Raw genomic sequence first — 24,925 nt, forward strand, 5'->3', positions numbered from 1 at the left:
CGACTACACTGTGTGCCTATGACTAACCCGAGTGATTCCACGGATACTACCGCGCACCGCTATACGCCGGAACTGGCTAACCAGATTGAGAAGACCTGGCAGCAGTACTGGGCAGATAATGGCACTTTTACCGCGCCGAACCCGGTCGGCGACCTGGCTACGGATGGTCAGTTGCCGGCGGAAAAGCTCAACGTGCAGGATATGTTCCCCTACCCCTCCGGGGCGGGGCTGCACGTGGGCCACCCGCTGGGGTATATCGCTACGGACACCTTCGCCCGCTACAACCGCATGCTGGGTAAGAACGTGCTGCACACTCTGGGTTATGACGCCTTCGGCCTGCCGGCTGAGCAGTACGCCATCCAGACGGGTACGCACCCGCGGACGACCACAATGACCAATATCGACAACATGCGCCGGCAGCTGGGCGCCCTGGGCCTAGGCCACGACCCGCGCCGCAGTGTGGCTACCACGGACCCGGAGTTTTACAAGTGGACGCAGTGGATCTTCCTGCAGATTTACAACGCTTGGTTTGATGAGGAGCAGGGCAAGGCCCGCCCGATTTCGGAGCTGATCCAGGAGCTGGAGGCCAACAAGCGCACCACCAAGGACGGGCGCTACTACGAGGACCTGACCGCGGCGGAGAAGGCCGAGGCGGTGGACGAGTTCCGCCTGGTCTACCTGTCGAATTCCACGGTGAACTGGTGCCCGGGCCTGGGCACCGTGCTGGCCAACGAGGAGGTGACCGCGGACGGCAAGTCCGAGCGCGGTAACTTCCCGGTCTTCCGCAAGAACCTCAAGCAGTGGATGATGCGCATTACCGCGTACTCGGACCGGCTGCTCGATGACTTGGAGCTGTTGGACTGGCCGGAGAAGGTCAAATCCATGCAGCGCAACTGGATCGGCCGCTCCCGGGGCGCGGACGTGAACTTCACCGCGGAGGGCCAGGAGATCACCGTCTTCACCACCCGCCCGGACACCCTGTTCGGCGCGGAATACGTGGTGCTGGCGCCGGAGCACGAGCTGGTCGACCATCTGCTCTCTCCCATCCCTTACGACGACGACATTGATGAGCGCTGGACCTACGGCCACGATGACCCGAAGGAGGCCGTGGAGGCCTACCGCGAGGACATCGCCGCGAAGTCCGACCTGGAGCGCCAGGAAAACAAGGACAAGACCGGCGTCTTCCTGGGTACCTATGCCACCAACCCGGTCTCCGGGAAGCAGGTCCCGATTTTCATCGCGGACTACGTCCTGACCGGCTACGGCACCGGCGCCATCATGGCGGTCCCGGCCCACGACACCCGTGACTACGAGTTTGCGCAGACCTTTGGCCTGCCGATCACGGAGGTTGTCAGCGGCGGCGACGTCAGCACCGAGGCCTGGACCGAGGACGGTACCCTGGTCAATTCGGCTAACGATGCCGGGCTGGATCTCAACGGCCTGGACAAGAAGGCCGCCATCGCCCGCACCATCGCCTGGCTGGAAGAGACCGGCAAGGGCGCGGAGAAGATCCAGTACAAGCTGCGCGACTGGCTGTTTGCCCGCCAGCGCTACTGGGGCGAGCCCTTCCCGATTGTCTACGACGCGGACGGCCACGCCCACGCCCTGCCGGAGTCCATGCTGCCGGTCGAGCTGCCGGAGGTAGAGGACTACGCGCCGGTCTCCTTCGATCCGGAGGATCGCAACTCGGAGCCGCAGCCGCCGCTGGCCAAGGCCCGCGAGTGGGTCGAGGTCGAGCTGGACTTGGGCGACGGCCCGCAGACCTACTACCGCGATACCAACGTCATGCCGCAGTGGGCCGGGTCCTCCTGGTACCAGCTGCGCTACGTGGATCCGACCAACGACGAACAGTTCTGCGATCTCGAGAACGAGCGCTACTGGACGGGGCCGCGCCCGGAGGAGCACGGCGCGAATGATCCGGGCGGCGTCGACCTGTACGTCGGCGGCGTGGAGCACGCCGTGCTGCACCTGTTGTACTCCCGTTTCTGGCACAAGGTGCTCTACGATTTGGGCTTTGTCAGCTCCAAGGAGCCGTACCGCCGCCTGTTCAACCAGGGCTATATCCAGGCCTATGCTTACACCGATTCCCGCGGCGTCTACGTGCCGGCCGCCGAGGTTGAAGAGAAGGACGGCAAGTTCTACTACAACGGCGAAGAGGTCAACCAGGAATACGGCAAGATGGGCAAGTCCCTGAAGAATGCCGTCGCTCCGGATGACATCTGCCGCGACTTCGGCGCGGACACGCTGCGCGTCTACGAGATGTCGATGGGCCCGCTGGACACCTCCCGCCCGTGGGCCACCAAGGACGTCGTGGGTGCGCAGCGCTTCCTGCAGCGCCTGTGGCGCCTAGCCGTCAACGAGGAGACGGGTGAGCTGGCTGCTACCGATGCCGCCCTGACCGAGGACGACTTGAAGGCCCTGCACCGCACCATCGCGGGCGTGCGGGACGACTACGAGAACCTGCGTCTGAACACCGTCGTGGCCAAGCTGATCGAGTACGTCAACTACCTGACCAAGGCCTACTCGAACGGCGCGCCGCGCCAGGCCGTCGAGCCCATCGCGCAGATGGTCTCCCCGGTCGCCCCGCACATCGCGGAGGAGATCTGGCGCCGCTTCGGCCACGCAGAGACCATCACCTTCGAGCCCTTCCCGGCCTACGAGGACAAATACCTGGTGGACGACGAGATCGAGGTCCCAGTCCAGATCAACGGCAAGGTCAAGTCCCGCATCCACGTCGCTGCCGATGCCGACCAGGACACCGTCTTGGCCGCCGCCTCCGCCGACACGAAGATCGCGGAACTGATCAGCGGCAAGAACGTGGTCAAGCAGATCTACGTGCCCGGCCGCATGGTCAACCTCGTCGTGAAATAGCCGGGCAGGGCAAGTCGGGGACGGGCGGATACTTCCTTTTGGGGTAATCCGCCCGAAAACCCGCGGTGAGGTGGGGTGATTTCACTGCGGGATGGTCGCTGAGGCCGCTCGGAGGGGTTATAGAGGAATTGTTTAGGGCAGGGTAGCCTAAAGAATTTTGATGCCAGCCATCGGAGGACTAAGGTAAACCTGTCCTTCTTTACCTGCTTATTTCTCTGAAAGGGTTGCAGCACATCATGAAGAAAATCCTGGCCGCTGTAGCGGCGACTGCGCTGGTTTTCGGCGCAGCGGGCTGTTCTAGCGACTCCGCCGATAACGGCTCCAACGGGTCGAATGGCTCGAATGGGGCTTCGCAAGTAAACCAAGACGGCACAAAGGCGGAGAACTCGGCCCTGACGGTTCACGACGCCGCCGGACGCACCGTCGAGTTTGCGGAACAGCCGGAGCGCATCATCCTGGCGGAAGGCCGCAACACCTTCGTCACCTCGATTCTGCAAGACGACCCGTTCGAAAACGTCGTTGCCTTTGGTTCGGACCTGACCAAGGCCGCGCCAAAGTTCGAAGAAAAGCTCTACGGCCTGAACCCCGCGGCCAAGGACCTGCCGGAGATCGGCAACATCGCCAAGGGCGACGTGACCGTGGAAAACCTGCTGGCGCAGGACCCGGATGTCGTGGTCATGTCCCTGGACCACAAGGACGGCGCGGAAAAGACCGGCTTCCTGGACGATCTGGATAAGGCCGGCGTCACCTACGTCTTCACCGACTTCCGCCAGAAGCCGCTGGAAAACACCACCACCTCCGTCAAGCTGCTGGGCGACCTGCTGGGTAAGACCGAGCAGGCCGAGAAGTTCAACGACTTCTACGAGGGCAAGGTCAAGGAAATCACCGACCGTGTTGCCGACGTCAAGGACGAGGACCGTCCGGAGGCGCTAGTTTGGACCGCGGCTGGCATGATGGACTGCTGCTCAGTTTCCGCGGACAAGAACTTCGGTTCCCTGCTGGACGCGCTGCACGCCAAGAACCTGGGCGAGGACATCACCTCGGCCGAGAACAACACCCTGACCGCGGAAAAGATGATAGAGATGCAGCCGGAGAACCTCATCGTTACCGGCGGCGAGTGGTCCGATGAGACGGACAAGACCCCGGACGTTCGCCACGTCCAGCTGGGCTACCAGTCCAGCCCGGACAAGGCCCAGGAAACTCTGGACGGCCCGCTGGAGACCCCGGGCCTAGACCTGCTGGAGGCTCCGAAGAACGACAAGTACTTCGCCGTCTACCACCAGTTCTACGACAACCCGTTCAACGTCTTCGCCCTGGAGGCCTTCGCGAAGTGGCTCTACCCGGATAAGTTCGAGGACATGGACGCGGCCAAGGACTTCGAGGACTTCCACAAGGACTGGCTGCCGTTCGATTACTCCGGCGCCTTCTTCGCTCACAATGGGGATAAATAACCGGCGATGGCGTTAATGCAAGCAACAGACCCGGACCGTCTCCGTCAGGCTCAGCCCGCGGCGCGCGCGGAGAACGCGGAGCTAGAGCAACTGGCTATCAAGGACTACCGATCGCGGGGGCGCCGGAAGGTGGTGGCCATCGTCGGGCTGTTCTTGCTCGCCTTCGTGGCCTTCGTCGTGGCGACCGTCGTCGGCCCCATCGACTTGGGCATCCGTGATCTCTTCCTCGCGCTGACCGGCTCCGACGGGGTAGATCAGCGCACCCACACGGTGCTCTGGCAGCTGCGCCTGCCCGCCTCCGTCATGGCCCTGCTGGTCGGCGCGGCCCTCGGCCTGTCCGGCGCGTTCATGCAGACCATCCTGGACAACCCGCTGGCCGAGCCGTTCACCCTGGGTATCTCCTCGGCGGCGGCTTTCGGCGCGGCCTTTTCCATCGTGATGGGCTGGACCATCCTGGCCAACCCGCAGTTCAACCTCGCGCTGCTGACCTCCGTCTCCGCACTGCTGGCGGTTCTCGTGGTGGCCGCGGCATCCCTGTGGCGCGGCGCCAGCGCGGAGGTAATGATCCTGCTGGGCATCGCCCTGTCCTTCTTCTTCCAGGCCCTGCTGTCGCTGATGCAATACGGCGCCTCCACGGAAGCCTTGCAGCAGATCGTCTTCTGGACCATGGGCTCCATGCAGCGGGCCAACTGGACCTCCAACGGCATCATCGGCGTGGTCCTGCTCGTTGCCCTGCCCTATGCCGCCGCCAGCGCGTGGAAGCTCACGGCACTGCGCCTGGGCGACGACCGGGCGGCATCGTTGGGCGTCAACGTCAAGGCCCTGCGGATTGCGACCCTGGTGGTCGCCTCGGTCCTGGCCGCCGCGGCCGTGGCTTTCGCCGGGATCATCGGCTTCATCGGCCTGGTGGGGCCACACATCGCCCGCATGCTGGTGGGCGAGGATCAGGCCTTCTTCCTGCCCGCCTCGGTCGCCTCCGGCGCGGTCCTGATGACCGTGGCTTACGCGGTCTCCATCTCCATCGTGCCCGGGGTGGCTATCCCGATTGGCATTATCACCGCCCTGGTGGGCGTGCCCTTCTTCGTCTTCCTCGTCTTCTCACGGCGGAAGGGAAGGAGCTAGCCATGGCAATCACTGTTGACAACCTCAGCTTCCGCTACGGCAGGCACACCATCTTGGATGGCATGTCCTTCGGGCCGCTGAAGGAGGGCCGGGTGACCGGCCTGCTGGGCCCGAACGCCGCCGGCAAGTCCACGCTGCTCAACACCATCGCCGGGCTCAAACAGCCGGCGGGAGGCCGCGTGCACCTGACCCGGGGCGAGACCGAGCTGAGCAAGAAAGAACGGCGCACCGCTATCGGTTACGTGCCCCAGGACATCCTGGCGACGGCCTCGCTGACCGCGTTTGAGAGCCTCATGGTCACCGCCCGGCGCAGCCACCGCCCCGGGGTAGAACCGGTGCAGGCCAGCGCCGACACGCTGGAGCTGCTCGGCATCAGCTACCTGGCTGACCGCCTGGTCTCCCAGATGTCCGGCGGCCAGCGCCAGCTGGTCAGCGTGGCGCAGGTCTTGGTCGGCAACCCCGACATCCTGTTGTTGGACGAGCCCACCTCCGCGCTGGACCTGCGCCACCAGATCAAGCTGCTCAAGGTGGTACGCAGCACCGTAGCCGACGGCGCGCGCCAGGCCGTCGTGGCCATCCACGACGTGAACCTGGCGGCCCGCTACTGCGACGACCTGCTGGTCATCAAGGGCGGCAAGGCCCTGGCCCACGGCACCCCGACCGAGGTGCTCACGCCGGAACTCATCGCCCAAGTCTACGGCATCGAGGCCACCATCCTGGACGACGCCGGCACCCCGGTCATCTGTCCGGTGTCGGCCTAAGCCTCCCGCCGGGCCCGACGGTATCGCGTGGGCCGAAGGATATATTTTCTACTCCACGATGGGCACCTCGCGCTCCAACGGCACCCAGGAGGGGGACTATTCCTCCCCGGACGGCACCATCTATCGAGTGGACGCCGAGACAACCGAAGCCACGGCCGTTGCCCACCTGGATACCCCGGCCACCAGCATCGTCTTCGTCTAATCGGTCCTTCCACCGAGGACACCGGCTGGCCCGCAGGGACAGGGAAAGTTTTCATCGAAGTTGTTCCTTTCGAGAAAAAGCACAAACTTACGCAATTAAATTTTCGTGTTTTTCGGAAAGGGAAAAGATCTTTTGCTAATCTCGTGCCATGACGTGGCCGCACTTGGAGTATGAGACTCGTCCTTGGGCCTCGACGCTAGACCGAGGACTCTCGCGGCGGCGTGTGCGGGAATACCGCAGTGCCCTTGTCCCGCGGATCGCGGAAAGTACTCCGTCCCTGGATACTGCTACCTGGGCGTTGCTTGACGCCGCGACTATCGCGGTCGCGAAATTCGAAGGGGTACACGCGCATGGCGTGGTCCCCTTCGCGCCCCTGCTTCTGCGATCGGAGTCGATGGCATCCAGCCGGATTGAGAACCTGACGTCCTCGGCCCGCAAGGTTTTGGAGGCGGAGCTTACCGCCGCTGGGAGCCCTAACGCTCGACTCATTGTGGCGAATACCCGCTTGATGCGGGAAGCGATCGAAGAAGACTCACCTAGTACGGATGCCATCCGCGCCATGCACCGGGTGTTGCTCCGTGAGGATGCGCCGGAAATCGCCGGCGAGCTCCGCACCGAGCCGGTATGGATCGGCGGGCGGGAAGACTCGCCCCGTGATGCGCTGTACGTCCCTCCCCACCAAGACCAGGTGAAAGAACTCCTGGGGGATCTGGAGGCCTTCATGGCTCGCACGGATATCCCGGCGCTCGCCCATGCGGCAGTGGCTCATGCTCAGTTTGAGACCATCCACCCCTTCGCCGACGGCAATGGGCGTACCGGCCGGGCGCTCGTCCACGTCATGTTGAAAAAGCACGGACTATCCCGGGGCACTGCGCTGCCCGTCTCGGCCGGACTGCTGGCGCAGACGACAACCTATTTTGCCGCCCTAGATGACTACCGGGAGGGCAAGGTGGAGCCCATCGTGAAGCTCTTTGCGGAGGCAGCGGTCCAGGCGGCTGAGCAGGGCACCTGGTTGGCCCGCCAGCTGCAGGAGATTCAACGGGAATGGAAAGCCCGGCTTAACGCACGCGGAGATGCCCTGGCCTGGGACGTGCTCCCGCTGCTGTTGCGGCGTCCTGTCCTGACGGCGAGCGCGGTAGCCGAAGAGCTACATACGTCATCGCCTAACGCCCGCAATGCGCTGGACCGACTGTCCAAAGACGGGATCGTCGTGGCCGCCAACCTGGACAAAAGGACACGAGCGTGGCGCTCGCCGGAGGTGCTCGAGGTCCTGGACGAGTTCGCGGAGGCGGCGGGCCGCCGCAGCGACGCGCCGGACTAGAGCGCCGGATGCGCGGTGCTTGACTGCGGGCTTAGCGAGCCAGGGCGGTCTCCCAGAAACCGGCGGAGGCCAGCATGCAGGCCGCGCCGAAGAAGACCTGGCCTTCTTCCGGGACCTTTCCGGTCAGCAGCAGCGGGAGGTTGCCCGCCGGGGTGGCCAGGGTAGCGACCACGAATTCGTTGCCGGTCAGCTGGTTAGTGCGCTTCTGCGCGCTGCGGATGACCCCGCCGAGGCGGGCGAAGGGGTTGACGTTGCCCGGGTGGAAGTCGCGGTAGAAGCGCTCGGTCGACGGCGAATAGAGCATGGACGGCGCGGCGGCATCGTAGGCGTCCTGAGACTCGCGCCAGTCCTCCACCGAGTCGTACAACGTGTAATCGGTGCCGGCAGCGGCCATGCGCAGCTCGGTGGCGCGCAGCTTGCGCCCGCCCGCGGGATTGCCGGCGGGCAGTGCGAAGGCCTCGTCCGAGGCGGCGGCGAACTGGTTGAAGACCTCTCCGTCGCCGGCGCGGCGCAGCTCCACCAGCGACAGGTAGGGGCTGACCCGGTAGGTGGACGCGTCGACCGTGTTGTCGGAGTGGAAGCCCGGCAGGGTGGCCCACTCGCCTTCGTACTGCAGTGCGGTCATGCGCGCGCCGGACGGATCCTGGTAGGTCATGGCGGCGTCGAAGCCGTCCACCGGGATGGTCCGCTGCCCCGGGGCCTCCTGGATGAGCTCTAAAAGCTCGTCGAAATCACCGAATTCGAAAACCCAGGGCGGCATAGACCCGGGCCATGGCCTCCTCGCGCATTAGAGCTCTACCACCGTGCGGCCGTGGCGGGTGCCCGCCAGCAGAGCCTCGCCCGCGTCGGCGACCTCGTCGATGCCCATGGTTGTGGTCAGGCTGTTGAGCACCTCGGCCGGCAGCTTGTCCGCCAGCAGGTCCCAGGCGCGCTGGCGGTAGTCCAGCGGAGCGTCGACGGAGTTAACACCGGCCAGGATGACGTTGCGCAGGATGAACGGCAGCACGGTGGTCTCCAGCTTGGGGCTGGCGGCCATGCCCGTGGAGGCCACCACGCCGCCCCAGGTCACCTGGGCCAGGACGTTGGCCAGCACGTGGGAGCCGGCGGTATCCACCGCGCCGGCAAAGCGGGCCTTTTGCAGCGGCTTGCCGGCCTCCGCGAACTCCGCGCGGTCCAGCACCTCGTCCGCGCCGAGGCTGCGCAGATAGTCGCCGTGTTCTGCCACGCGGCCGGTCAGCGCGGTGACGGAAAAGCCCAGCTGTTTGAGCAACACGACCGCAATCGAACCCACGCCGCCGGTAGCGCCCGTGACCAGGATCCGCGGCGAGTCATCGGGGGAAAGCCCGTGGTCCAGCAGAGAGTTCACGCACAGCGCGGCCGTGTAGCCGGCGGTGCCGATGGCCGCGGCCTCCGCCAGGCTGAAGGCCTCCGGAACGGCGACGGTGGCCTCCGCGCGCACGCGCTGGCGGTCGGTGTAGCCGCCGTGGCGGAACTCGCCCAGGCCGTCGCCGTTGCAGACGACCTGGTCGCCCGGGTTAAAGCGCTCTGAGCTGGACTCTTCCACGGTGCCGACGACGTCGATGCCGGGAACCAGCGGGTTGGTGCGCATCACGCCCTTGTCCCCGTTCAGGGCCATGGCGTCCTTGTAGTTCAGGGAGGAGTGACTGACTGCGACTACGACGTCACCTTCGGTGTTGACCGAGTCCTGCTCGGACTCCTGCGAGTGTTGGACGGAGCCGTCATCGTTGCGAGTTACCCAAATAGTCATGTCCACCATGTTATGCGCCCCACGGCTAATCTGCATTGTTAGAACGACCACCTTTTCTGAGGACTCAGGCTCCTGCCAGTGTCTCCCCTCCCGATTAGCAGGGCGCGCCGCTACGGTAGAGGACATGTCAGCCAACTACCGCCTCGCCGTCGCCGAGCCCACTGCCGCTCGGCCACGTCGTGCTGGATGCGGGCGGTTGGCCTTCAGCCTCGTCGTCATCCTCGCGATGGTGGGGCTGGTGACCCTGGCCAAGCCGTGGATTGAAATCCCCGGCCTCATCAACGGCTCGGCGCACGCGATCCGCAGCCTGGATCTGCAATTCCTGGATGGCTGGGAGACCCCGCCCATCTGGTACGGACCGTACACCAATACCTTCGGCAATATCCTGCTGTTCGTGCCGGTGGGCGCCGCCTTCTACGCCCTGACCCGCGGCACCGGCCGCGCGGTGCTTCTGGGACTGGCCACCAGCCTGAGCATCGAGGTCATCCAGTACATCTTCGCGCTCGGTTACAGCGACGTCGATGATCTGCTGTTCAACACCATCGGCGCGGCGCTCGGCGGCATCTGGTTCGCCCGCTGCGACCACGCGGCCCGGACCCGCCTGTTGCGGCGCCTGACGCTGATAGCCGGCGTCGTCGCCGCCCTCATGCTCACCGCCTTGGGTTACACCCTCCTGCGCGGTTAGGCGCGGACAATTTCCTCGATCGCGGCGGCGGTCTGCTTAGCGAACGGAGAGACCCCCGTGATGGTGGCCGAGCCGGGGCCGGTCCAGCTGCCGTAACCCACCAGGAAAAGGCCGGGTACCTGGGCTTTGCCCTCGGCGACCAGGTGCCGGATGGGCCCCAGGGCCGGGCGGAAGCCCGTGCACCAGATGAGGTGGTCGTGATCGAGCTTGTCCAGCCGCCCGAAGATGGGCTGGGCGGCCAGGCGCCCGGCATCGCGCGCCGCCTTGACCGGCGGGACCATGACGATATCGCCGAGGGAAGACTCCGAACCCGGATCGGGGCGGCCCTCCTTCTGGGCCAGCAGCCGCGCGCGGCTGCGGTGGAAGAGGTCCCGACCGTCGATGTCATCCGGCATCCAGCGCGGCGGCCGGTGCGTAAACCAGTCCACCCGGGCCGCGGTGCCCAGCAGGTCCGCGGCGATCTGGGCGCCGGAATTAGCCCCGCCCACCACGGCCACGCGCGCGCCGGCGAAGGGGGAAGCACCCGGGTACCAGGCCGAATGCCACTGTTTTCCGCGGAAGTGCCCGGGGTAGAACGGGATAAACGGGCTGGACCACGTGCCGGTCGCTGCCACGACGGTGCGGGCGGTAATCGTCGGGGCATCGCCGCCGCGGAGGGCCACCACGAAATAATCCTTCCCGCCCCAACCGTGGCTATCCTCGCGGCTGGCGCTGCGGTGGTAGATCCGCGTGACAGTGACCGGGCGGTTGACCGGCAGGTCGTAGCGCTTTTCGTAGGCGCGTAGGTAGTCCACCACGTGGCTGGCCGGCGGGTAGCCGGGGTAGGCGGGCATCGGCATGCCCGGCAGGTTTGAGGCCGTCGCCGGGCTAAACAGGCGCAGCGAGTCCCAGGTGTGCTGCCAGGCCCCGCCCGGGGCGGACTCGGCGTCGAGGATCCGGAAGTCAAGGCCGCGCTTGTGAAGGTAGTAGCCGCAGGCGAGCCCGGATTGCCCGCCGCCGATAACCAGGCAGTCGAGCATTAGATGAGCTTCAATTCCTGAGCCCGGTGGATGGCCGCGGTGCGGGTGTCCACGCCCAGCTTCTGATAGATGTGGATCAGGTGCGTTTTCACCGTCGCCACGGAGATAAACAGCTGGCTGGCCAGCTCCTTGTTGGACACGCCCGTGGCCAGCGCGCGCAGGATCTCAATCTCGCGGGCTGAGAGCGCCTGTTGCCCGCGGCCCAGCCTATCGGCGAGCATCCCGGCTACCTCCGGGGACAGCGTGCGGCGGCCGGCGGCCGTGTCCAGCACCGCCTGGTGGAGCTCCTCTTCCGGCGAGTCCTTCAGCAGGTAGCCCCGGGCGCCGGCCTCCAGGGTGGCGACGATGTCGGCCTCCGTGTCATAGGTGGTCAGGATGAGCACCGGCGGCCCGCCGCGCTCCACCACCCGCTGGGTGGCCGTAATGCCATCCACGCCGGGCATCTGGATATCGCAGACGATGACCTCGACCTGCGGGTCTAGGTCATCGACCGCGGAGCCGTCCGCGCCCTCGGCCACGACCTCTATGTCGTCGAAGCTGTCCAAAATGGCGCGCAGGCCCGCGCGGACCACGGGGTGATCATCAATCAGCATCACTGCCACCATGGTGCTCGTCCTCCTCGTCTACTCGTGCGTCCGCGACCGAGTCGCTACTACTGTGTGCCCGTTTCTGCCGGGCCGGGGCCTGGTTCAGAAACCTGGCCGGGGCGTTGGGCCTGGGGCGCGTGCTGGCTGGTCAGGGGAATGCTGACTGCCAGGGCGGTGCCGGCGGCGCCGGTGGATTCTAGGCTCAGGCTACCTCCTAAATCCTCCACGCGGCGGGCCAGCCCGCGCAGCCCGTAGCCGAAGTGCCCGTCCGCACCGTCGCCGTCATCGACGACGTCGACGGTCACCGCGTCCTTAAACAGCCCCAGGGTGACCACCGCGCGGGAGGCGTGGGCGTGCTTGACCACGTTGTTGAGGCCCTCCTGCACGCAGCGCAGCGCGGCGGAGTAGACCGGCTCCGGCAGGGCGGCGGCCTTGCCGTGGGTGTGCAGCTCAAAGGCGGTGGGCTCCCCCAGCGCCTTGCCGCGGCGCCGCATCCGCGCTAGCACCTCGGTGGCGGCCTCCGGGAGGGGGCGGGCGGAATCCACCGCCGTCAGGTCCCGCACGAAGCGCCGGGCCTCGGCCAGGTTTTCGCGGGCCACGGACTCGATGGTGGACAGGCCCTCCTGGGCGCTGTCCGGGACCTGCGCGCGGGTGGCGCGGGCTAGCAGCACGATGGAGTTCAGCCCCTGGGTCACGGTGTCGTGGATTTCCCGGGACAGGCGCTCGCGCTCCTCCAGCCGGCCGGCCTGGTGCTCGGCGGCGGCGAGCTCCTCGCGAGTGGCGCGCAGCTGCTCGGCCACCTTCCGGTGGTGGTCCGCCTCGCGCGCCAGGGCCCGGTAGGAGTAGTAGATGGCCACGGCGAACAAGGTGCCGATGGCCGGCCCGATGGCCGCGGCCACCGTCCAGTCCGCCGGGTGGAGCCAGGCCGGCACGAAGGCCGCCACCGCCCAGGCGCCCGCCACGGCCACCAGGCCGGGCACGGTGGGAAGCAGGTGCAGGTACAAAAACGCCAGCGGGAATTCCAGCCACAAAAAGTCCGGCGTGTGCACGACCAGCCCGAGCCACAGCAGCGTGACCAGCGCCAACCAGCCATAGCGGGTGGCCCGGTGCAGCGGCACGCCCCGCTTTTCCTGCCATGTGCCGGCGACGTAGACCACGGCCAAGACGCCCGCCAACAGGACGGCGCGGTAGTCTAGGCGCCCGTCCACGCCGGCGCGCAGCACGCCAAAGCCCAGCAGGAAAGCGAACATGACGTGCAGGCCCACGCGCAGCCCACTCAATACGGAGTCGAATCCAAACTTCACAGCGATCCACGCTAGTCGGGCGGGAGGTTGATTTTCATCAACCAGTCGGTTGACTGGCAAATCAACCGCCGCCCCGATTACTTTCTGAGCTGGGCAAACCATGATGAAGGTATGCTCTTAGCACTTCGAGATATCGCCTATGCCCGCGGCCGGTTCGCGCTGATGACCGCAGTCGTCGGGCTCATTACCCTATTGCTCGTCATGCTGAGCGGACTCACCGGCGGCCTCAGCAAGCAAAACACTTCCGCCCTGGAGGCGCTCGACCCGGCTGGCGTGGTCTTCAGCAGCGACGAGCCCTCGTTCAGCGACTCCCAGGTGGACCGGGACTTCGCCGCCGACTACCCCGGTGCCACCGCCCTGGGAGTAAGCCAGACCCGGATCGCCTCCAGCGAGGAGGCCGGCACCGTCGCGGTGATGGGCCTGCCCGAAGGCAGCCTCGTCCCCGGCACCGAGACTCCGGTGAAATCCGGGCAGCTGCAACTGTCCGAGACGGCCGCCGAGGACGTCGCCGCCTCCGCCGGGGAGATGCTCCAGGTAGGCGGGGAGGACGCCCGGGTCGCCGGGACCGTCCCGGACGAGTTCTACTCTCACTCCCCCGTTGCCTGGACCACCACGGAGACCTGGCGCGAGGTCGCGCACGCCCCGCAGGACGTCGTCGGCACTGTCCTTCTGACCGAGGACGCCGACGCGCTGGGCGCGGTCTCCCTCAAGGACGCCCTCGGCGGGCTGGCCAGCTACCAGTCGGAGCGCGGCTCGCTGCTGACCATGCAGGGCTTCCTCTACGCCATCTCCGCGCTGGTGACCGTCGCTTTCCTTTCCGTGTGGACCATCCAGCGCACCCGCGACCTGTCCGTCCTGCGGGCACTCGGCGCCGACGGTTCCTACCTGCGCCGCGACGCGCTCGGCCAGGCCGCCGTGGTCCTGGGGCTGGGCACGGTCCTCGGCGCCGTCGTGGGCTGGGGGCTGGGCGAAGCCGCGGCCCAGGCGCTGCCGTTTGAACTGTCCATCAACACCGTGCTGGTGCCCGCCGTGGGCATCTGGCTGCTTGGCTTGGCGGGGGCGGCGCTGGCTACCCGCAAGGTCTCCCGTACCGATCCGATGCTGGCTCTAGGAGGGGCTGCCTAAGATGAATTACCCACTTGATCTACGCAATATCACCGTCACCTACCCCGATGGCCCGACCGTGACCATTGCCCTCGACGCCGCGGACCTGCAGGTTCCGGCCGGCCAGGTCACCGCGCTCGTCGGCGAGTCCGGCTCCGGCAAGTCCACCCTGCTGTCGGTGGGCGCCGGGCTGGTGGTCCCGGACAGCGGGAGCGTGCGCGTCGCCGGTACCGATCTCACCGATGCCCCGGACAAGCTGCGCTCCCAAACCCGCCGCAACCACATCGGCATCATCTTCCAGCAGGCCAACCTCATCGCCTCCCTGACCGTGCGCGAGCAGCTCGAGATTGTCGATCACATCAGCGGACGCAAGCGCCGCCCGCACCACGCCGACGAGCTCCTCGAGCAGGTCGGCCTGGGCGGCCTGGGCGGTCGCCGCATGCAGCAGCTGTCCGGCGGCCAGCGCCAGCGCGTCAACATCGCCCGCGCCCTGATGGCCGACCCGGAGGTCCTACTGGCGGATGAGCCGACGAGCGCGCTGGACTCCAAGCTCAGCCAGCAGATCATGGACCTTTTGATCCGGCTTACCCGCGAGCGCGATCTCGCCACGGTGGTGGTTACCCACGATCGGGGCTTGGCCGCCGAGTGCGACGCCGTAGTGGAGGTCAATGACGGAAAGATTAAGGAGACGATAGTAACCTAGTTCGGGTCATGTTAAAACGCCCACGTAAAGCACGTGTAGTCCCCACCGCGTATCCCCGGATGCCGCAGTGGGGACCTGCGCATATCACCATGCTGGCCGTCACGGTCGCCGCCTGCGGCGTGTTCATCGTGGCCGCGCGGCGCGTGCGCGGCACCAGCAAGGAATCCTTCCTGCGGAAGATGACCGGCTGGGTCATGCTCGTCGCCGGCACCGCCTGGACGATTATCTCCCTGGACCCGAAGCAGTTCGACGTTCGGGAGTCGCTGCCGCTGCACCTGTGCGACGTCCTGCGGCCTGTGCTGGCCATAGGTCTCATCACGGAGAACGAGCGGGCGCTCAACCTCACGTATTTCTGGGGGATTATCCTCAACCCGCAGGCAATCATCACCCCGGACGTGATCTATTACTTTGAGCCGAAGTGGCTGCGCTTTGCCACCTACTGGTTCTTCCACATCACTGCGCTGGCCACTCCCCTGGCGCTCACCTTCGGCCTGGGATACCGCCCGACCTGGGCCGGGTACCGCTCGGCCGTGGCCACCACCCCGGTCTGGATGGCCACCGCCATGCTGGTCAACCGCTTTACCGACGGCAACTACGGGTTCTTGAACCACCCGCCGGGCAGCCGCTCCATCATCAACTACCTGGGCCCGTGGCCCTTCTATATCGTCTCCGAGATCCTCGCGGTGGGCGCGGCCTGGGCCGCGATGACCGCGCCGTGGCAGCTGCCCAACCTGCGCCGCCGCACCCGGCCTATCGGCCCGAAGGGCCTAGTCCGCAAGCTACTGGCGCGCAAGTAGCCGCGCGACAGCCGCGGGGATGGCGGCGGCTATCTGGCCCGCGGTTGCTACCGATACCCCGTACTCCGTCGTCGCCGCGATCTCCGCGGCGTGGACGTGGATGGTCGCCGCGTGGGTGATGGACTCCATGCTCATGCCCTCCAGCGCCACTTGCGCGCCGAGGATCCCGCTGAGTACGTCGCCGGAGCCGGCCGTGGCGGCCAGCGAATGGCCCGCGTTGATGCCGACCGGGGTGGTACCGGCGCTTTCCGGGCCCACGACGGTGGTGATCCGGCCCTTGTGTAGCACCCAGCAGTCCAATGCCCCGGCGAGAGCCTCCTGCGCCTTCAGGCGCCCGGCGGGCTTTTCGCCCTGCACGCAGCCGGCGTAGAGGGCGTCGAATTCCGCCGCGTGCGGGGTCAGCAGGACCGCCGGGTGCGCGCGGACCAGGCTTTGCAGGCGCGGGCTTTCGGCCAGCTGGCGCAGGCCGTCGGCGTCGATGATCACCGCGCACTCGGGGCGCTGCAGCACCGCCTCCAGCTCCTTTGCGGCCGCCTTTGCCCTACCGGGGCCGACCACCCAGCTATCGACGCGGGCGTCCGTCCCGGTGGCCGAGACAATCTCCGGGAAGCGCTGGGTGGCGCCGGGGTTGTTGAGGACCTGGACCATGGATGGCGTCGTGCGCAGGGCGCCGGCTGCGGCCAGCACCCCGGCGCCCGGGTAGCGCTGGCTGCCGGCGCAGATCCCGGTCACCCCGCCGCTGTACTTGTGGGAGTGGATGCCGGGTCGGGGATCCGGGATGGGGCCGGTAGTTTCCGCAGGGTAAAGAAATGGCGAGTCCCAAACATAGCCGCTGCCTACGGTGGGTTCGGTCGATAGATAGGCGTCCGGGGTATGCCGGCCGAGCGCTTCGGCGAAGCCAGGTACTTCGCCGACGATGACCTCGCCGCACTCGGCCGCCACGGCCTGGCCCAGCCGGCCTCCGCCGAAGGTGACGGTGACGTCGGCGCAGACCGCGTTGTCCGCGGCCACTCCCGAGTCGGCGTCTACCCCGGTGGGCATGTCGACGGAGAGGACCTGCGCGCCGGCCAGCAGGCAGTGCACGTCCGCGTCCAGGCCGCGGGCCGAGCCCAGCCCGGCGACGGCGTCGATGACCAGATCGAACTGTCCCGGCTGCGGCCCCTTGTGGTTGATGGTGACGCCCGCCTCCTTCGCGGCGGCCAGGGCCCGCGGCTGGGCGGAGCCAGTGACCAGCAGGGCCTCGACCGAGCGGCCGAGCTGCGCTAACAGGGCGCCGGCGTAGAGTCCGTCGCCGCCGTTGCCCCCGGGTCCGGCCAGCACCAGGATGCGCCCGGAGGCCGACATCGCCGCCGCGGTGCGGGCGACGGCCTGGGCGGCGGCGCGCATGACGTGGTCCGGCTCGGGCTCGGCGGCGAGCAGTTCCTTCTCGGCGGCGCGGACAGCGGCAGTGCTATAGGTGGCTAACATGCCTCCAGCCTAGGCTGGCTGGCAGCTCGGGCACCAGAAAAGATTGCGGGATTCCAGCGCGCGCTCGGCAATCGGGGTGCCGCACACGTAGCAGCCCAGGCCGGCCCGGCGGTAGACATAGACCTCTCCCCCATGATCGTCCTGGCGCGGATCGCGTCCCATCGCCTCCGGGGTGTGCTCGTCGCGGACGGTGTCAATCCGGCCGCGCTCCACGCCTACCTGCATGAGGAAGACCAGATCCGCCCAGAGGGCATCGAAAGCCGCACGGTCTAGCTCCTGGCCGGGAAGGAAAGGGCTAATGCCCTGCCGGAAAAGGGCCTCCGCGCGATAGATATTGCCTACCCCGGCGAACAGGTGCTGGTCCATCAGCAGCGAAGCAATGCTGCGCCGGGAACGGTGCACCTTCTCCCAGACCACCTCGGGGTTCGCGTCCGCGCGCAGCGGGTCCTCGCCCACCTTGGTCAGGCGGGCGGCGTAGTCTTCCTCGGTGATAAGCCGGCAGAACTGCGGGCCACGCAGGTTGGCCGCCAACCCGTCGGTGGCGATCCGCAGCCGGATTTGTCCCCAGACGTCTTCTGCCGGCTCGAAGCGCAGGGAGCCGATAAGCCCTAGGTGGATGTAGATGATGTGCTCCGGCTGCGGTGCATCGAAGTGCACGAAGAGGTGCTTGCCGAAGGGATCGGCCCGGTCGATTTTGCGCCCGTCTAGCTGCGCGGCCTCGGCGGCGAAGCGACCCTGGGGGCTGGTGACCTGCAGCGCGCGGTGCCGGAAATCCCGGTTGAGACGATTGGCTAGACGGTGGATGACGTGACCTTCGGGCATAGTTTCCCAGTCTAGTCGGCAGGGCACTCATCGCCGCCGCCCGCGGCTGGTGACGGAACTCATATTACCTATAACATCGTCGTTTCCTGTACGCCGCTGCGGGCTTCTCCCCTGCGCACAGTTTTAGCATCAGGAAGCCTCAAGGTGGACCGGACAATTGCGGACGAGATACCGTTTAAGCGAATTCATAACTTCGGTGCTATCTGCGGTACTCTCACGGGCACTCGACGCCGTCCGAGAGGGTTGACGTCGGGTACGGGCGTGGCGGTTGTTGGGTAAGAGCGGCAACCGTCGGATGCGCTTATTCCTGGAGAGAGGCGAACGGCGCCGCTCACCCCATATTCCTTTCCGTGGGTGGCGGCGCCGTTTGACATATCCGGGTCTTCCCTGGCACCCAGCTCTCCCCCGGCGTCCGGATGCCCCCAGCGCAAAGAAGATGACAAATTTTTCGGGTCTCGTTATAGGGTGACTAGGATTTCTATGACTTTTAGCTCGGGGTTGCGTAGACTGTAGCGGCGTACATAAATCGATAAGACGGCAGTAACGCCGCCCATGCTGATGGAGCAAGAAGGGCCATTTATGACGCACGCACTTGGATTCGACCGCGAAAAATACATCCAACTCCAGTCCGAACACATCAGTGCCCGGCGGCGTGACATCGGGGGAAAGCTTTACCTCGAGATGGGCGGCAAGCTTTTTGACGATATGCACGCCTCCCGCGTGCTGCCCGGGTTCACCCCGGACAACAAGATTGCCATGCTGGAGCACATCCGGGATGAGGTGGAAATCCTCATCTGCATTAACGCCAAGGATATCGCCCGCCAGAAGGTGCGTGCGGACCTGGGCATCCTCTACGAAGACGACCTGCTGCGGCTGGTCGACGTCTTCCGCGAGCGCGGTTTCTTGGTAAACAACGTGGTGATGACCCAGCTGGAGGACGGTAACGGCCCGGCCGAAGCCTTCATCGACAAGCTGGAGCGCTTGGGGCTTAAGGTCGCTCGGCACCACATCATTCCCGGTTACCCGACCGACACGGACCTGATCGTCTCCGAGGAGGGGCTGGGGCGCAACGAATTCGCCGAGACCACCCGGGACCTCGTGGTGGTCACTGCGCCGGGGCCGGGCTCCGGCAAGCTGGCCACCGCGTTGAGCCAGATTTACCACGAGCACCAGCGCGGCGTGCAGGCCGGCTACGCCAAGTTTGAGACCTTCCCCATCTGGAACCTGCCGCTCGAGCACCCGGTCAACCTAGCCTACGAGGCCGCGACCGTGGACCTGAACGACTCGAATATTATCGATCACTTCCACCTGTCGGCCTACGGGGAATCTACGGTGAATTACAACCGCGACGTGGAGGCCTTCCCGCTGCTCAAGTCGCTGCTGGAGCGCCTGACGGGCCAGACCCCCTACCAGTCCCCCACGGATATGGGCGTCAACATGGCCGGCCTGTGCATTACTGACGACGCCGTCTGCTGCGCCGCCTCCCAGCAGGAGATCATCCGCCGCTACTTCAAGGCCCTGGTCGAAGAAGCCCGCGAGGGCCTGGATTCCATCCAGTCCGACCGCGCCGCGGTCATCATGGCCAAGGCCGGCATCCGCGTCGAGGACCGCCCGGTAGTCGAGCCGGCGCGCCGGCGCGCCCAGGAGACCGGCGACCCGGCCTCCGCGCTGGAGCTGGCCGACGGCACCATCATCACCGGCCGCACCTCCGGGCTGCTGGGCTGCTCGGCGGCGATGCTGCTCAACGCGCTCAAGCACCTGGCCGGTATCGACGACGAGATCCACCTGCTGTCCCCGGAGGCCATCGAGCCGATTCAGACGCTCAAGACCAAGCACCTTGGCTCCCGCAACCCGCGCCTGCACACCGACGAGGTGCTCATCGCCCTGTCGACTTCGGCCGCCAAGGATGCCAACGCCCGCCGCGCCCTCGAGCACATCAAGGAGCTGACCGGTTGCGACGTCCACACCACCACCATCCTGGGCTCGGTCGACGAAGGTATCTTCCGCAACTTGGGCGTCCTGGTGACCTCGGACCCGGTTTTCGCCCGTAAGAAGGGCCTGTACCACAAGCGCTAAGCCGCAGGTCAACAATTCGGATTTTGCCGATGCCCCGCCTAAAATTCAAAGGCGTGAGCATCGGCAAAATTCTCCTGTACTACTGCTTTACCCCGCTCAAGGACCCGCAGGCCATCATGCTGTGGCAGCGGGACCTGTGCGAATCCCTGGGGCTTAAAGGCCGTATCCTGGTCTCCGAGCACGGGATCAACGGCACCGTGGGCGGGGACATGAACGCCTGCAAGCGCTACGTGCGCAAGACTCGCGACTACCCCGGCTTCAAAAAGATGGCCTTCAAGTGGTCGGAGGGCTCCGCAGACGACTTCCCGCGCCTGTCGGTGAAGGTGCGCGACGAGATCGTGGCCTTCGGCGCGCCGGAGGAGCTGCAGGTCGACGAGGACGGCGTCGTGGGCGGCGGGGTCCACCTGCGCCCGGAGCAGGTCAACGAGCTGGTCGCCGAGCGGGGCGACGACGTCGTCTTTTTCGACGGCCGTAACGCTATGGAGGCCGAGATCGGCAAGTTCAAGGGCGCGGTGGTGCCGGACGTGAACACTACGCACGACTTCATCAAGGAGCTCGAGTCCGGCAAATACGACTGGATGAAGGACCGGCCCGTCGTGTCCTATTGCACCGGCGGCATTCGCTGCGAGGTCCTCTCCGCCCTGATGAAAAACCGCGGTTTCAACGAGGTCTACCAAATCGATGGCGGGATCGTGCGCTACGGGGAGAAATACGGCAACGACGGCCTGTGGGAAGGATCGATGTACGTCTTCGACAAGCGCATGCACCACGAATTCGGCATCGGCACCGAGGATCCCGGCTTTATCCAGCTGGGCCACTGCGTGCACTGCGGGGCCGGGACGAATACCTTCCACAACTGCATCAACGAGGACACCTGCCGGCGCCAGGTCCTCATCTGCGACGACTGCGTCCAGCACACCGAGACCCAGCACTGCGGCCGGCCCGATTGCGCGGCGGTGGCCGCCCGTGGCGCGGAGAACGCGGACAACTAGCCCGGCTGGGCCATTGAGTACCCGCGCCCCGGCGGTGAAATTCTCTTAGTTTAGGGCGCCGCGGGCGCGGACGGGGGAGGCATCCGGCAGGCCAGCGGTGCCCGGATCTACCCCCACGGTGTGGTCCTCGGGGGTACAAATCGGCGCCCCTGGTGGATAAGGCTGGGGGAGTTATCCACAGGTATCTGTAGAATTCGCTCTCACCTTTGCTTTCGCCACCGAAGTATCCACCGGGCGCTGTGGATAACTTCCCGGTTTTCTGACCTGCGGTTTTAATAGGTGCAGGTCAGGAGTGGTTTAAAAGTGTGAATACTTTAAGGAAAACCGTGAATAACTTTCCTACCTGCGGGGACGGGGAGTCACATTCGCGCTGTATATTTTTTGTAACCGTCCGCGCCCGGCGGAAGTTATCCACAGGAAGGGGAGGTTTATCCACAGTCATTCACAGTTCGGCTCGTGATTGCGGGAGTCGCGGTTGCCGGTGGGGTGGGGAAACGGGGGGAGAAGGGGAAGATGTTCTGAGAGTGGGCATGCAAAAAGGCCCTGGGAGCGGAATCCCACCTCACATAGGATTGCCGGCCCCAAGGCCTTAAAGCTGCTGTTGTCTTTGGGTCTATGGTTTGACCGTCGAGCGCCTAATTAGGCAGCTACGACCGAGAAGTTCACCTTGCCGAGAACGTCAGCGTGCAGCTGGAGCTCGACCTGGTAGTTGCCGGTCTTCTTGACCAGGCCCTTGGGCATCTTGACGATGCGCTTGTCCAGGTTCGGGCCGCCAGCCTTCTTCACGGCGTTGACGATGTCCTCAGCGTTCACGGAGCCGAAGAGCTTGCCCTTCTCGGAGGTCTTAACCTCAACCGTGACGTCGTTGAGCTGTTCAAGCTGATCGCGGATCTCACGAGCGTGGTCCAGGTCGCGGATTGCGCGGGCTTCCTGGGCGCGCTTGATGCCCTCGATCTGCTTTTCTGCGCCGCGGGTGGCAACGATGGCCAGGCCGCGCGGCAGCAGGTAGTTACGTCCGTAGCCGTTCTTAACCTCAACAATTTCGCCGGGGGCGCCGAGGTTCTCAACGGCAGCGGTGAGGATCAGCTTCATGATCCCTGCCTTTCAATTGAGTCGTTTATTCGATGATTACTGCGCACTTAGTTAGAACGGGGGTTCATCATCAGCGCCGGAGAAGCCTCCGGCCTGCGGTGCAGAATTCCACGGATCGTTGTCCTGCGCGGACTGCTGGTTGCCGCCAAAGCCACCCTGGCTGAAACCGCCCTGGTTGCCCTGGTTGCCCTGGTTGCCGCCGAAGCCGCCCTGATTGGAGCCGAAGTTGTTGGAACCCGAGTTGCTTCCGCCCTGGTTATTGCCAAAGTTGCCGCTGCCGCCCTCACGCGGGTTGCGGTGAACCTGGGCCTTGGCGTACTTCAACGAGGGGCCAACCTCATCAACGTCAATCTCGAAGACGGTGCGGTTGTCACCGTCACGGGTCTGGAAACTGCGGGCTTTCAGGCGGCCGTTGACAATAACGCGCATGCCCTTGGTCAGGGTCTCTGCGACGTTTTCAGCCATGTTGCGCCAGGCGTTGCAGGTCAAGAACATAGCTTCGCCGTCTTCCCATTGCTGTTGCTGCGCATTGAAGTAACGCGGGGTAGAGGCCACCCGGAAATTAGCTACGGGTGCGCCAGACGGGGTGAAACGCAATTCCGGATCGGCGACGATATTGCCTACTACGGTGATTGGGGTGTCTCCCTGTGCCATGTTCTTAAACTCCTTTTCGTGGAAACTGTAGTTTTTACAAACCCCAGTATCCGCTATTTAGCGTCTGTGCGCAGAACCTTGGTACGCAGAATGGCGTCGTTCAGGTTCAAACGGCGATCGAGCTCGAGTACCGAGTGGGACTCGCACTCCAGGTTGACGACGGCGTAGATGCCCTCTTCCTTCTTGTTGATGGGGTAGGCCAAGCGACGCTTGGTCCAGACATCGACGTTTTCAACCTTGCCGCCGTCCTTGCGGACGGAGTCGAGGAACTTGTCTAGGGACGGGGTTACGGTGCGCTCATCCTGGCTAGGATCCAGAATGATCATTACTTCGTAGTGACGCACGGACCTCATCACCTCCTATGGTCTAGTAAATGGTTTTCGGCCACATCACCTTTGCGGATGTGACAGGAGGGTACGTTGCGTCAAGCAACCCCACTACAGTACCGCATTCGGGGCCCAAAACTGAAATCTAGCCGCCCTGGGTAGCGGCGAAAAACACCGCGCTGCCGGCGGGCACGATCGTGAGGAAAATCAGCGCCAATAGGCCCAGGACGATGGGCGCGGTGCGCTGGCCCTTCTGCTGGTAGAGGTAGTAGGCCGTGCCAACACTGGCGAAGCCAATGACGATAGAGATAATGCCAATAATGGTGATGAGCATGATTAGTGCACCGGTTGCAGGGGATCGGAATACGGACGGTCGGGGTGGCTGCGGCGGACGGCATCGTCGGCGCTGCCGCGCATCTGCCGCAGCACCAGCACGACCATGGCCATGATGAGGCCGTCGCGCGCCAGGATGGCGGCGTCCAGCAGCTCGTGGGGGATGCCGCCGTTCTCGGCGCCCAGCATGTGCCACATCAGAAGAGGCCAGACGGCGAACTCGGCCCAGGCCCACGCGGTAATCAGGCGCCAGCGCGGCACGGCCAGCACCGCCGGGATGAGCAGCCACAGCGAGTACTGCGGCGACCACACCTTGTTGACCAACAAGAACGCGGCCACGATGAGGAAGATGAGCTCGGCCACCCGCGGGGTGTGGGAAGCCTTCAGGCCCACGACCAGGATGGACAGGCACAGGGCGGCGAAGAGCCCGAAGGAGATTACATTGAGCACGCCGGGGGAGAGATTGAAGGCGGTGTTGCGGGCCAGCAGCGCGTAGACGGTGGTCCACTCCCAGGACCGCTCCGAGTTGAGGCGGAAGAATTCGCCCCACGCCGCCGGGTAGGCCAGCGCCACCGGCAGGTTGACCGCCAGCCAGGTCACGGACGCAGTCCCCAGCATCACACTGAACGGGCGCCACGACTTCGTGCGGATGGCCAGCACCAGGTAGGCGCCCAGGACGTAGAGCGGCCAGAGCTTAACCGCGGTGCCTATGCCTATCCAGAACCCAGCCCAGCCCGGCCGGGAGCGCTGGAAGGTAAAAACGGCGGCGACCATGCAGAAGATGGAGGGGATGTCCCAGTTCGTGAAGGCGTGGACGATAACCAGCGGACTGGCCGCGATAAGCAGCGTGTCCCAAAAGCGGTTGCCCACCAGCCGCATCACGAACGTGATGGCCGCGACCCAGAGGACGGACATGGAGAGGGCGGTTAGCGCGAAGTACCAGCCGGCGGCCGGGATGCCGGCCCAAACCACCAACGGGTGGGTCGCGCGCGCCACGGCCGCGATAGCGCCTTGGAACAGCCCGGCCAGCACCGGGTATTCCATGTAGCGGGTAACGCCGTCCTCGACCCAGGAGAAGGCGTAAGGGAAGCCGCCCTGGTCGAGGCCGCGCCCGGCAAAAAGCGGCACGATGTCGTTGTAGCAGGCGGAGGTGTAGTGCCGGTTGCCGGACCAGTTGAGCTGGACCGCGCCGTCGCCGTCCCGGACGCCGCCCGCACAGTTGGCCTTGGCCAGAAACCCGAGGGCGAGGAAGACCCACGCGACCGCGATGACGGCGCGGGTCGGGGTCATCCAGTGCGGGCGCGGGCGGGCAAAGCGCCCGGCCGGCCCGCCCAGGAAGTCGACGATGCCCCGCGCCGTGGGCTCCGCGCTCAGCGGCACCCAGGGGCGCCGGCGGTCGCGGCAAACGGGGGTCGCGGGAGCGGGGCCTGCCTGCGGGGCTGGGGCGGTGTCGTCCATGTGTTTTAGT

General features: G+C 65.7%; 24 protein-coding genes. 12 read left to right on the forward strand and 12 right to left on the reverse strand.

The features are described from left to right. Window positions 1–18: 18 nt before the first annotated feature. From leuS to HMPREF3067_RS05755, 6 genes are all read left to right on the forward strand, one after another. A complete protein-coding gene (leuS, locus tag HMPREF3067_RS05735) occupies window positions 19–2,871 on the forward strand; it encodes a leucine--tRNA ligase (protein ID WP_070768772.1) in 2,853 nt (950 codons plus the stop codon). 236 nt (window positions 2,872–3,107) lie between these two features. Next, complete coding sequence (locus HMPREF3067_RS05740; protein ID WP_070768805.1) at window positions 3,108–4,322, forward strand: ABC transporter substrate-binding protein; 1,215 nt, start codon at window positions 3,108–3,110, stop codon at window positions 4,320–4,322. A 15-nt stretch (window positions 4,323–4,337) separates the two neighbouring features. Beyond that, a complete protein-coding gene (locus HMPREF3067_RS05745) occupies window positions 4,338–5,444 on the forward strand; it encodes a FecCD family ABC transporter permease (protein ID WP_210400091.1) in 1,107 nt (368 codons plus the stop codon). A 2-nt stretch (window positions 5,445–5,446) separates the two neighbouring features. Continuing rightward, on the forward strand, window positions 5,447–6,205 hold the full coding sequence (locus HMPREF3067_RS05750) for an ABC transporter ATP-binding protein (RefSeq protein WP_070768773.1): 759 nt from the start codon (window positions 5,447–5,449) through the stop codon (window positions 6,203–6,205). 58 nt (window positions 6,206–6,263) lie between these two features. Continuing rightward, window positions 6,264–6,407 carry a hypothetical protein gene (locus HMPREF3067_RS11355; protein WP_168166950.1) on the forward strand — a complete coding sequence of 48 codons (144 nt, stop codon included), beginning with the start codon at window positions 6,264–6,266 and terminating at the stop codon, window positions 6,405–6,407. Between the two features lie 394 nt (window positions 6,408–6,801). Beyond that, window positions 6,802–7,728 carry a Fic family protein gene (locus HMPREF3067_RS05755; RefSeq protein ID WP_246819248.1) on the forward strand — a complete coding sequence of 309 codons (927 nt, stop codon included), beginning with the start codon at window positions 6,802–6,804 and terminating at the stop codon, window positions 7,726–7,728. Between the two features lie 31 nt (window positions 7,729–7,759). Here the strand turns inward: HMPREF3067_RS05755 and HMPREF3067_RS05760 are convergent, their stop codons facing one another. Further along, complete coding sequence (locus tag HMPREF3067_RS05760; protein WP_070768775.1) at window positions 7,760–8,488, reverse strand: hypothetical protein; 729 nt, start codon at window positions 8,486–8,488, stop codon at window positions 7,760–7,762. A gap of 27 nt (window positions 8,489–8,515) precedes the next feature. Beyond that, entirely contained in the window at window positions 8,516–9,505 is a 990-nt protein-coding gene (locus HMPREF3067_RS05765) for an MDR family oxidoreductase (RefSeq protein WP_083319161.1), read from the reverse strand. 115 nt (window positions 9,506–9,620) lie between these two features. Here HMPREF3067_RS05765 and HMPREF3067_RS11000 point away from each other — a divergent pair, with 115 nt between their 5' ends. Beyond that, window positions 9,621–10,181, forward strand: a complete 561-nt coding sequence (locus HMPREF3067_RS11000; protein WP_168166951.1) for a VanZ family protein — start codon at window positions 9,621–9,623, stop codon at window positions 10,179–10,181. Here the strand turns inward: HMPREF3067_RS11000 and HMPREF3067_RS05775 are convergent. Genes HMPREF3067_RS05775 through HMPREF3067_RS05785 form a run of 3 tightly spaced genes read right to left on the reverse strand, consistent with a single transcriptional unit; the run spans window position 10,178 to window position 13,037 of the window. Next, the gene (locus tag HMPREF3067_RS05775; protein WP_070768777.1) at window positions 10,178–11,200 is read right to left on the reverse strand and encodes an FAD-dependent oxidoreductase; all 1,023 of its coding nucleotides are present in this window, start codon (window positions 11,198–11,200) and stop codon (window positions 10,178–10,180) included. The genes HMPREF3067_RS11000 and HMPREF3067_RS05775 overlap by 4 nt on opposite strands. Then, the gene (locus HMPREF3067_RS05780) at window positions 11,200–11,805 is read right to left on the reverse strand and encodes a response regulator (RefSeq protein ID WP_070768778.1); all 606 of its coding nucleotides are present in this window, start codon (window positions 11,803–11,805) and stop codon (window positions 11,200–11,202) included. Before HMPREF3067_RS05780 ends, HMPREF3067_RS05775 begins: the two co-directional genes overlap by 1 nt. Before the next feature lie 47 nt (window positions 11,806–11,852). After that, on the reverse strand, window positions 11,853–13,037 hold the full coding sequence (locus HMPREF3067_RS05785) for a sensor histidine kinase (protein ID WP_083319164.1): 1,185 nt from the start codon (window positions 13,035–13,037) through the stop codon (window positions 11,853–11,855). Between the two features lie 165 nt (window positions 13,038–13,202). Between HMPREF3067_RS05785 and HMPREF3067_RS05790 the strand changes: the two genes are divergently transcribed. The 3 genes from HMPREF3067_RS05790 to HMPREF3067_RS05800 are packed head-to-tail and all read left to right on the forward strand — an operon-like array spanning window position 13,203 to window position 15,695. Then, window positions 13,203–14,216 carry an ABC transporter permease gene (locus tag HMPREF3067_RS05790; protein ID WP_070768808.1) on the forward strand — a complete coding sequence of 338 codons (1,014 nt, stop codon included), beginning with the start codon at window positions 13,203–13,205 and terminating at the stop codon, window positions 14,214–14,216. A gap of 1 nt (window position 14,217) precedes the next feature. Next, window positions 14,218–14,898: an ABC transporter ATP-binding protein gene (locus HMPREF3067_RS05795; protein ID WP_070768780.1), complete on the forward strand. Its 681-nt coding sequence runs from the start codon at window positions 14,218–14,220 to the stop codon at window positions 14,896–14,898. 59 nt (window positions 14,899–14,957) lie between these two features. Beyond that, window positions 14,958–15,695, forward strand: a complete 738-nt coding sequence (locus HMPREF3067_RS05800) for a YwaF family protein (protein WP_070768781.1) — start codon at window positions 14,958–14,960, stop codon at window positions 15,693–15,695. On the opposite strand, the gene HMPREF3067_RS05805 is transcribed toward HMPREF3067_RS05800, so the two are convergent. After that, complete coding sequence (locus HMPREF3067_RS05805; RefSeq protein ID WP_070768782.1) at window positions 15,678–17,162, reverse strand: bifunctional ADP-dependent NAD(P)H-hydrate dehydratase/NAD(P)H-hydrate epimerase; 1,485 nt, start codon at window positions 17,160–17,162, stop codon at window positions 15,678–15,680. The two genes, HMPREF3067_RS05800 and HMPREF3067_RS05805, sit on opposite strands and share 18 nt — an antisense overlap. A 9-nt stretch (window positions 17,163–17,171) precedes the next feature. Next, entirely contained in the window at window positions 17,172–17,984 is an 813-nt protein-coding gene (locus HMPREF3067_RS05810) for an Fpg/Nei family DNA glycosylase (protein ID WP_070768783.1), read from the reverse strand. Between the two features lie 579 nt (window positions 17,985–18,563). Between HMPREF3067_RS05810 and HMPREF3067_RS05815 the strand changes: the two genes are divergently transcribed. Continuing rightward, complete coding sequence (locus HMPREF3067_RS05815) at window positions 18,564–20,060, forward strand: DUF1846 domain-containing protein (RefSeq protein WP_070768784.1); 1,497 nt, start codon at window positions 18,564–18,566, stop codon at window positions 20,058–20,060. A gap of 53 nt (window positions 20,061–20,113) precedes the next feature. After that, window positions 20,114–21,052 (forward strand): oxygen-dependent tRNA uridine(34) hydroxylase TrhO, encoded by a 939-nt coding sequence (locus HMPREF3067_RS05820; protein ID WP_070768809.1) that lies wholly within the window; start codon window positions 20,114–20,116, stop codon window positions 21,050–21,052. Window positions 21,053–21,691: 639 nt separating this feature from the next. Here HMPREF3067_RS05820 and rplI read toward each other — a convergent pair. From rplI to HMPREF3067_RS05845, 5 genes are all read right to left on the reverse strand, one after another. After that, on the reverse strand, window positions 21,692–22,144 hold the full coding sequence (rplI, locus tag HMPREF3067_RS05825; RefSeq protein ID WP_070768785.1) for a 50S ribosomal protein L9: 453 nt from the start codon (window positions 22,142–22,144) through the stop codon (window positions 21,692–21,694). 51 nt (window positions 22,145–22,195) lie between these two features. Next, window positions 22,196–22,798, reverse strand: a complete 603-nt coding sequence (locus tag HMPREF3067_RS05830) for a single-stranded DNA-binding protein (RefSeq protein WP_070768786.1) — start codon at window positions 22,796–22,798, stop codon at window positions 22,196–22,198. A 53-nt stretch (window positions 22,799–22,851) separates the two neighbouring features. After that, complete coding sequence (gene rpsF / locus HMPREF3067_RS05835) at window positions 22,852–23,142, reverse strand: 30S ribosomal protein S6 (protein ID WP_210400092.1); 291 nt, start codon at window positions 23,140–23,142, stop codon at window positions 22,852–22,854. 127 nt (window positions 23,143–23,269) lie between these two features. After that, window positions 23,270–23,458: a hypothetical protein gene (locus HMPREF3067_RS05840; RefSeq protein WP_070768788.1), complete on the reverse strand. Its 189-nt coding sequence runs from the start codon at window positions 23,456–23,458 to the stop codon at window positions 23,270–23,272. A gap of 2 nt (window positions 23,459–23,460) precedes the next feature. Then, complete coding sequence (locus HMPREF3067_RS05845; protein WP_083319163.1) at window positions 23,461–24,915, reverse strand: glycosyltransferase family 87 protein; 1,455 nt, start codon at window positions 24,913–24,915, stop codon at window positions 23,461–23,463. Between the last annotated feature and the right edge of the window lie 10 nt (window positions 24,916–24,925).

Source organism: Corynebacterium sp. HMSC04H06 (assembly GCF_001815935.1).
In the GTDB taxonomy this organism is placed as follows: Bacteria; Actinomycetota; Actinomycetes; order Mycobacteriales; family Mycobacteriaceae; genus Corynebacterium.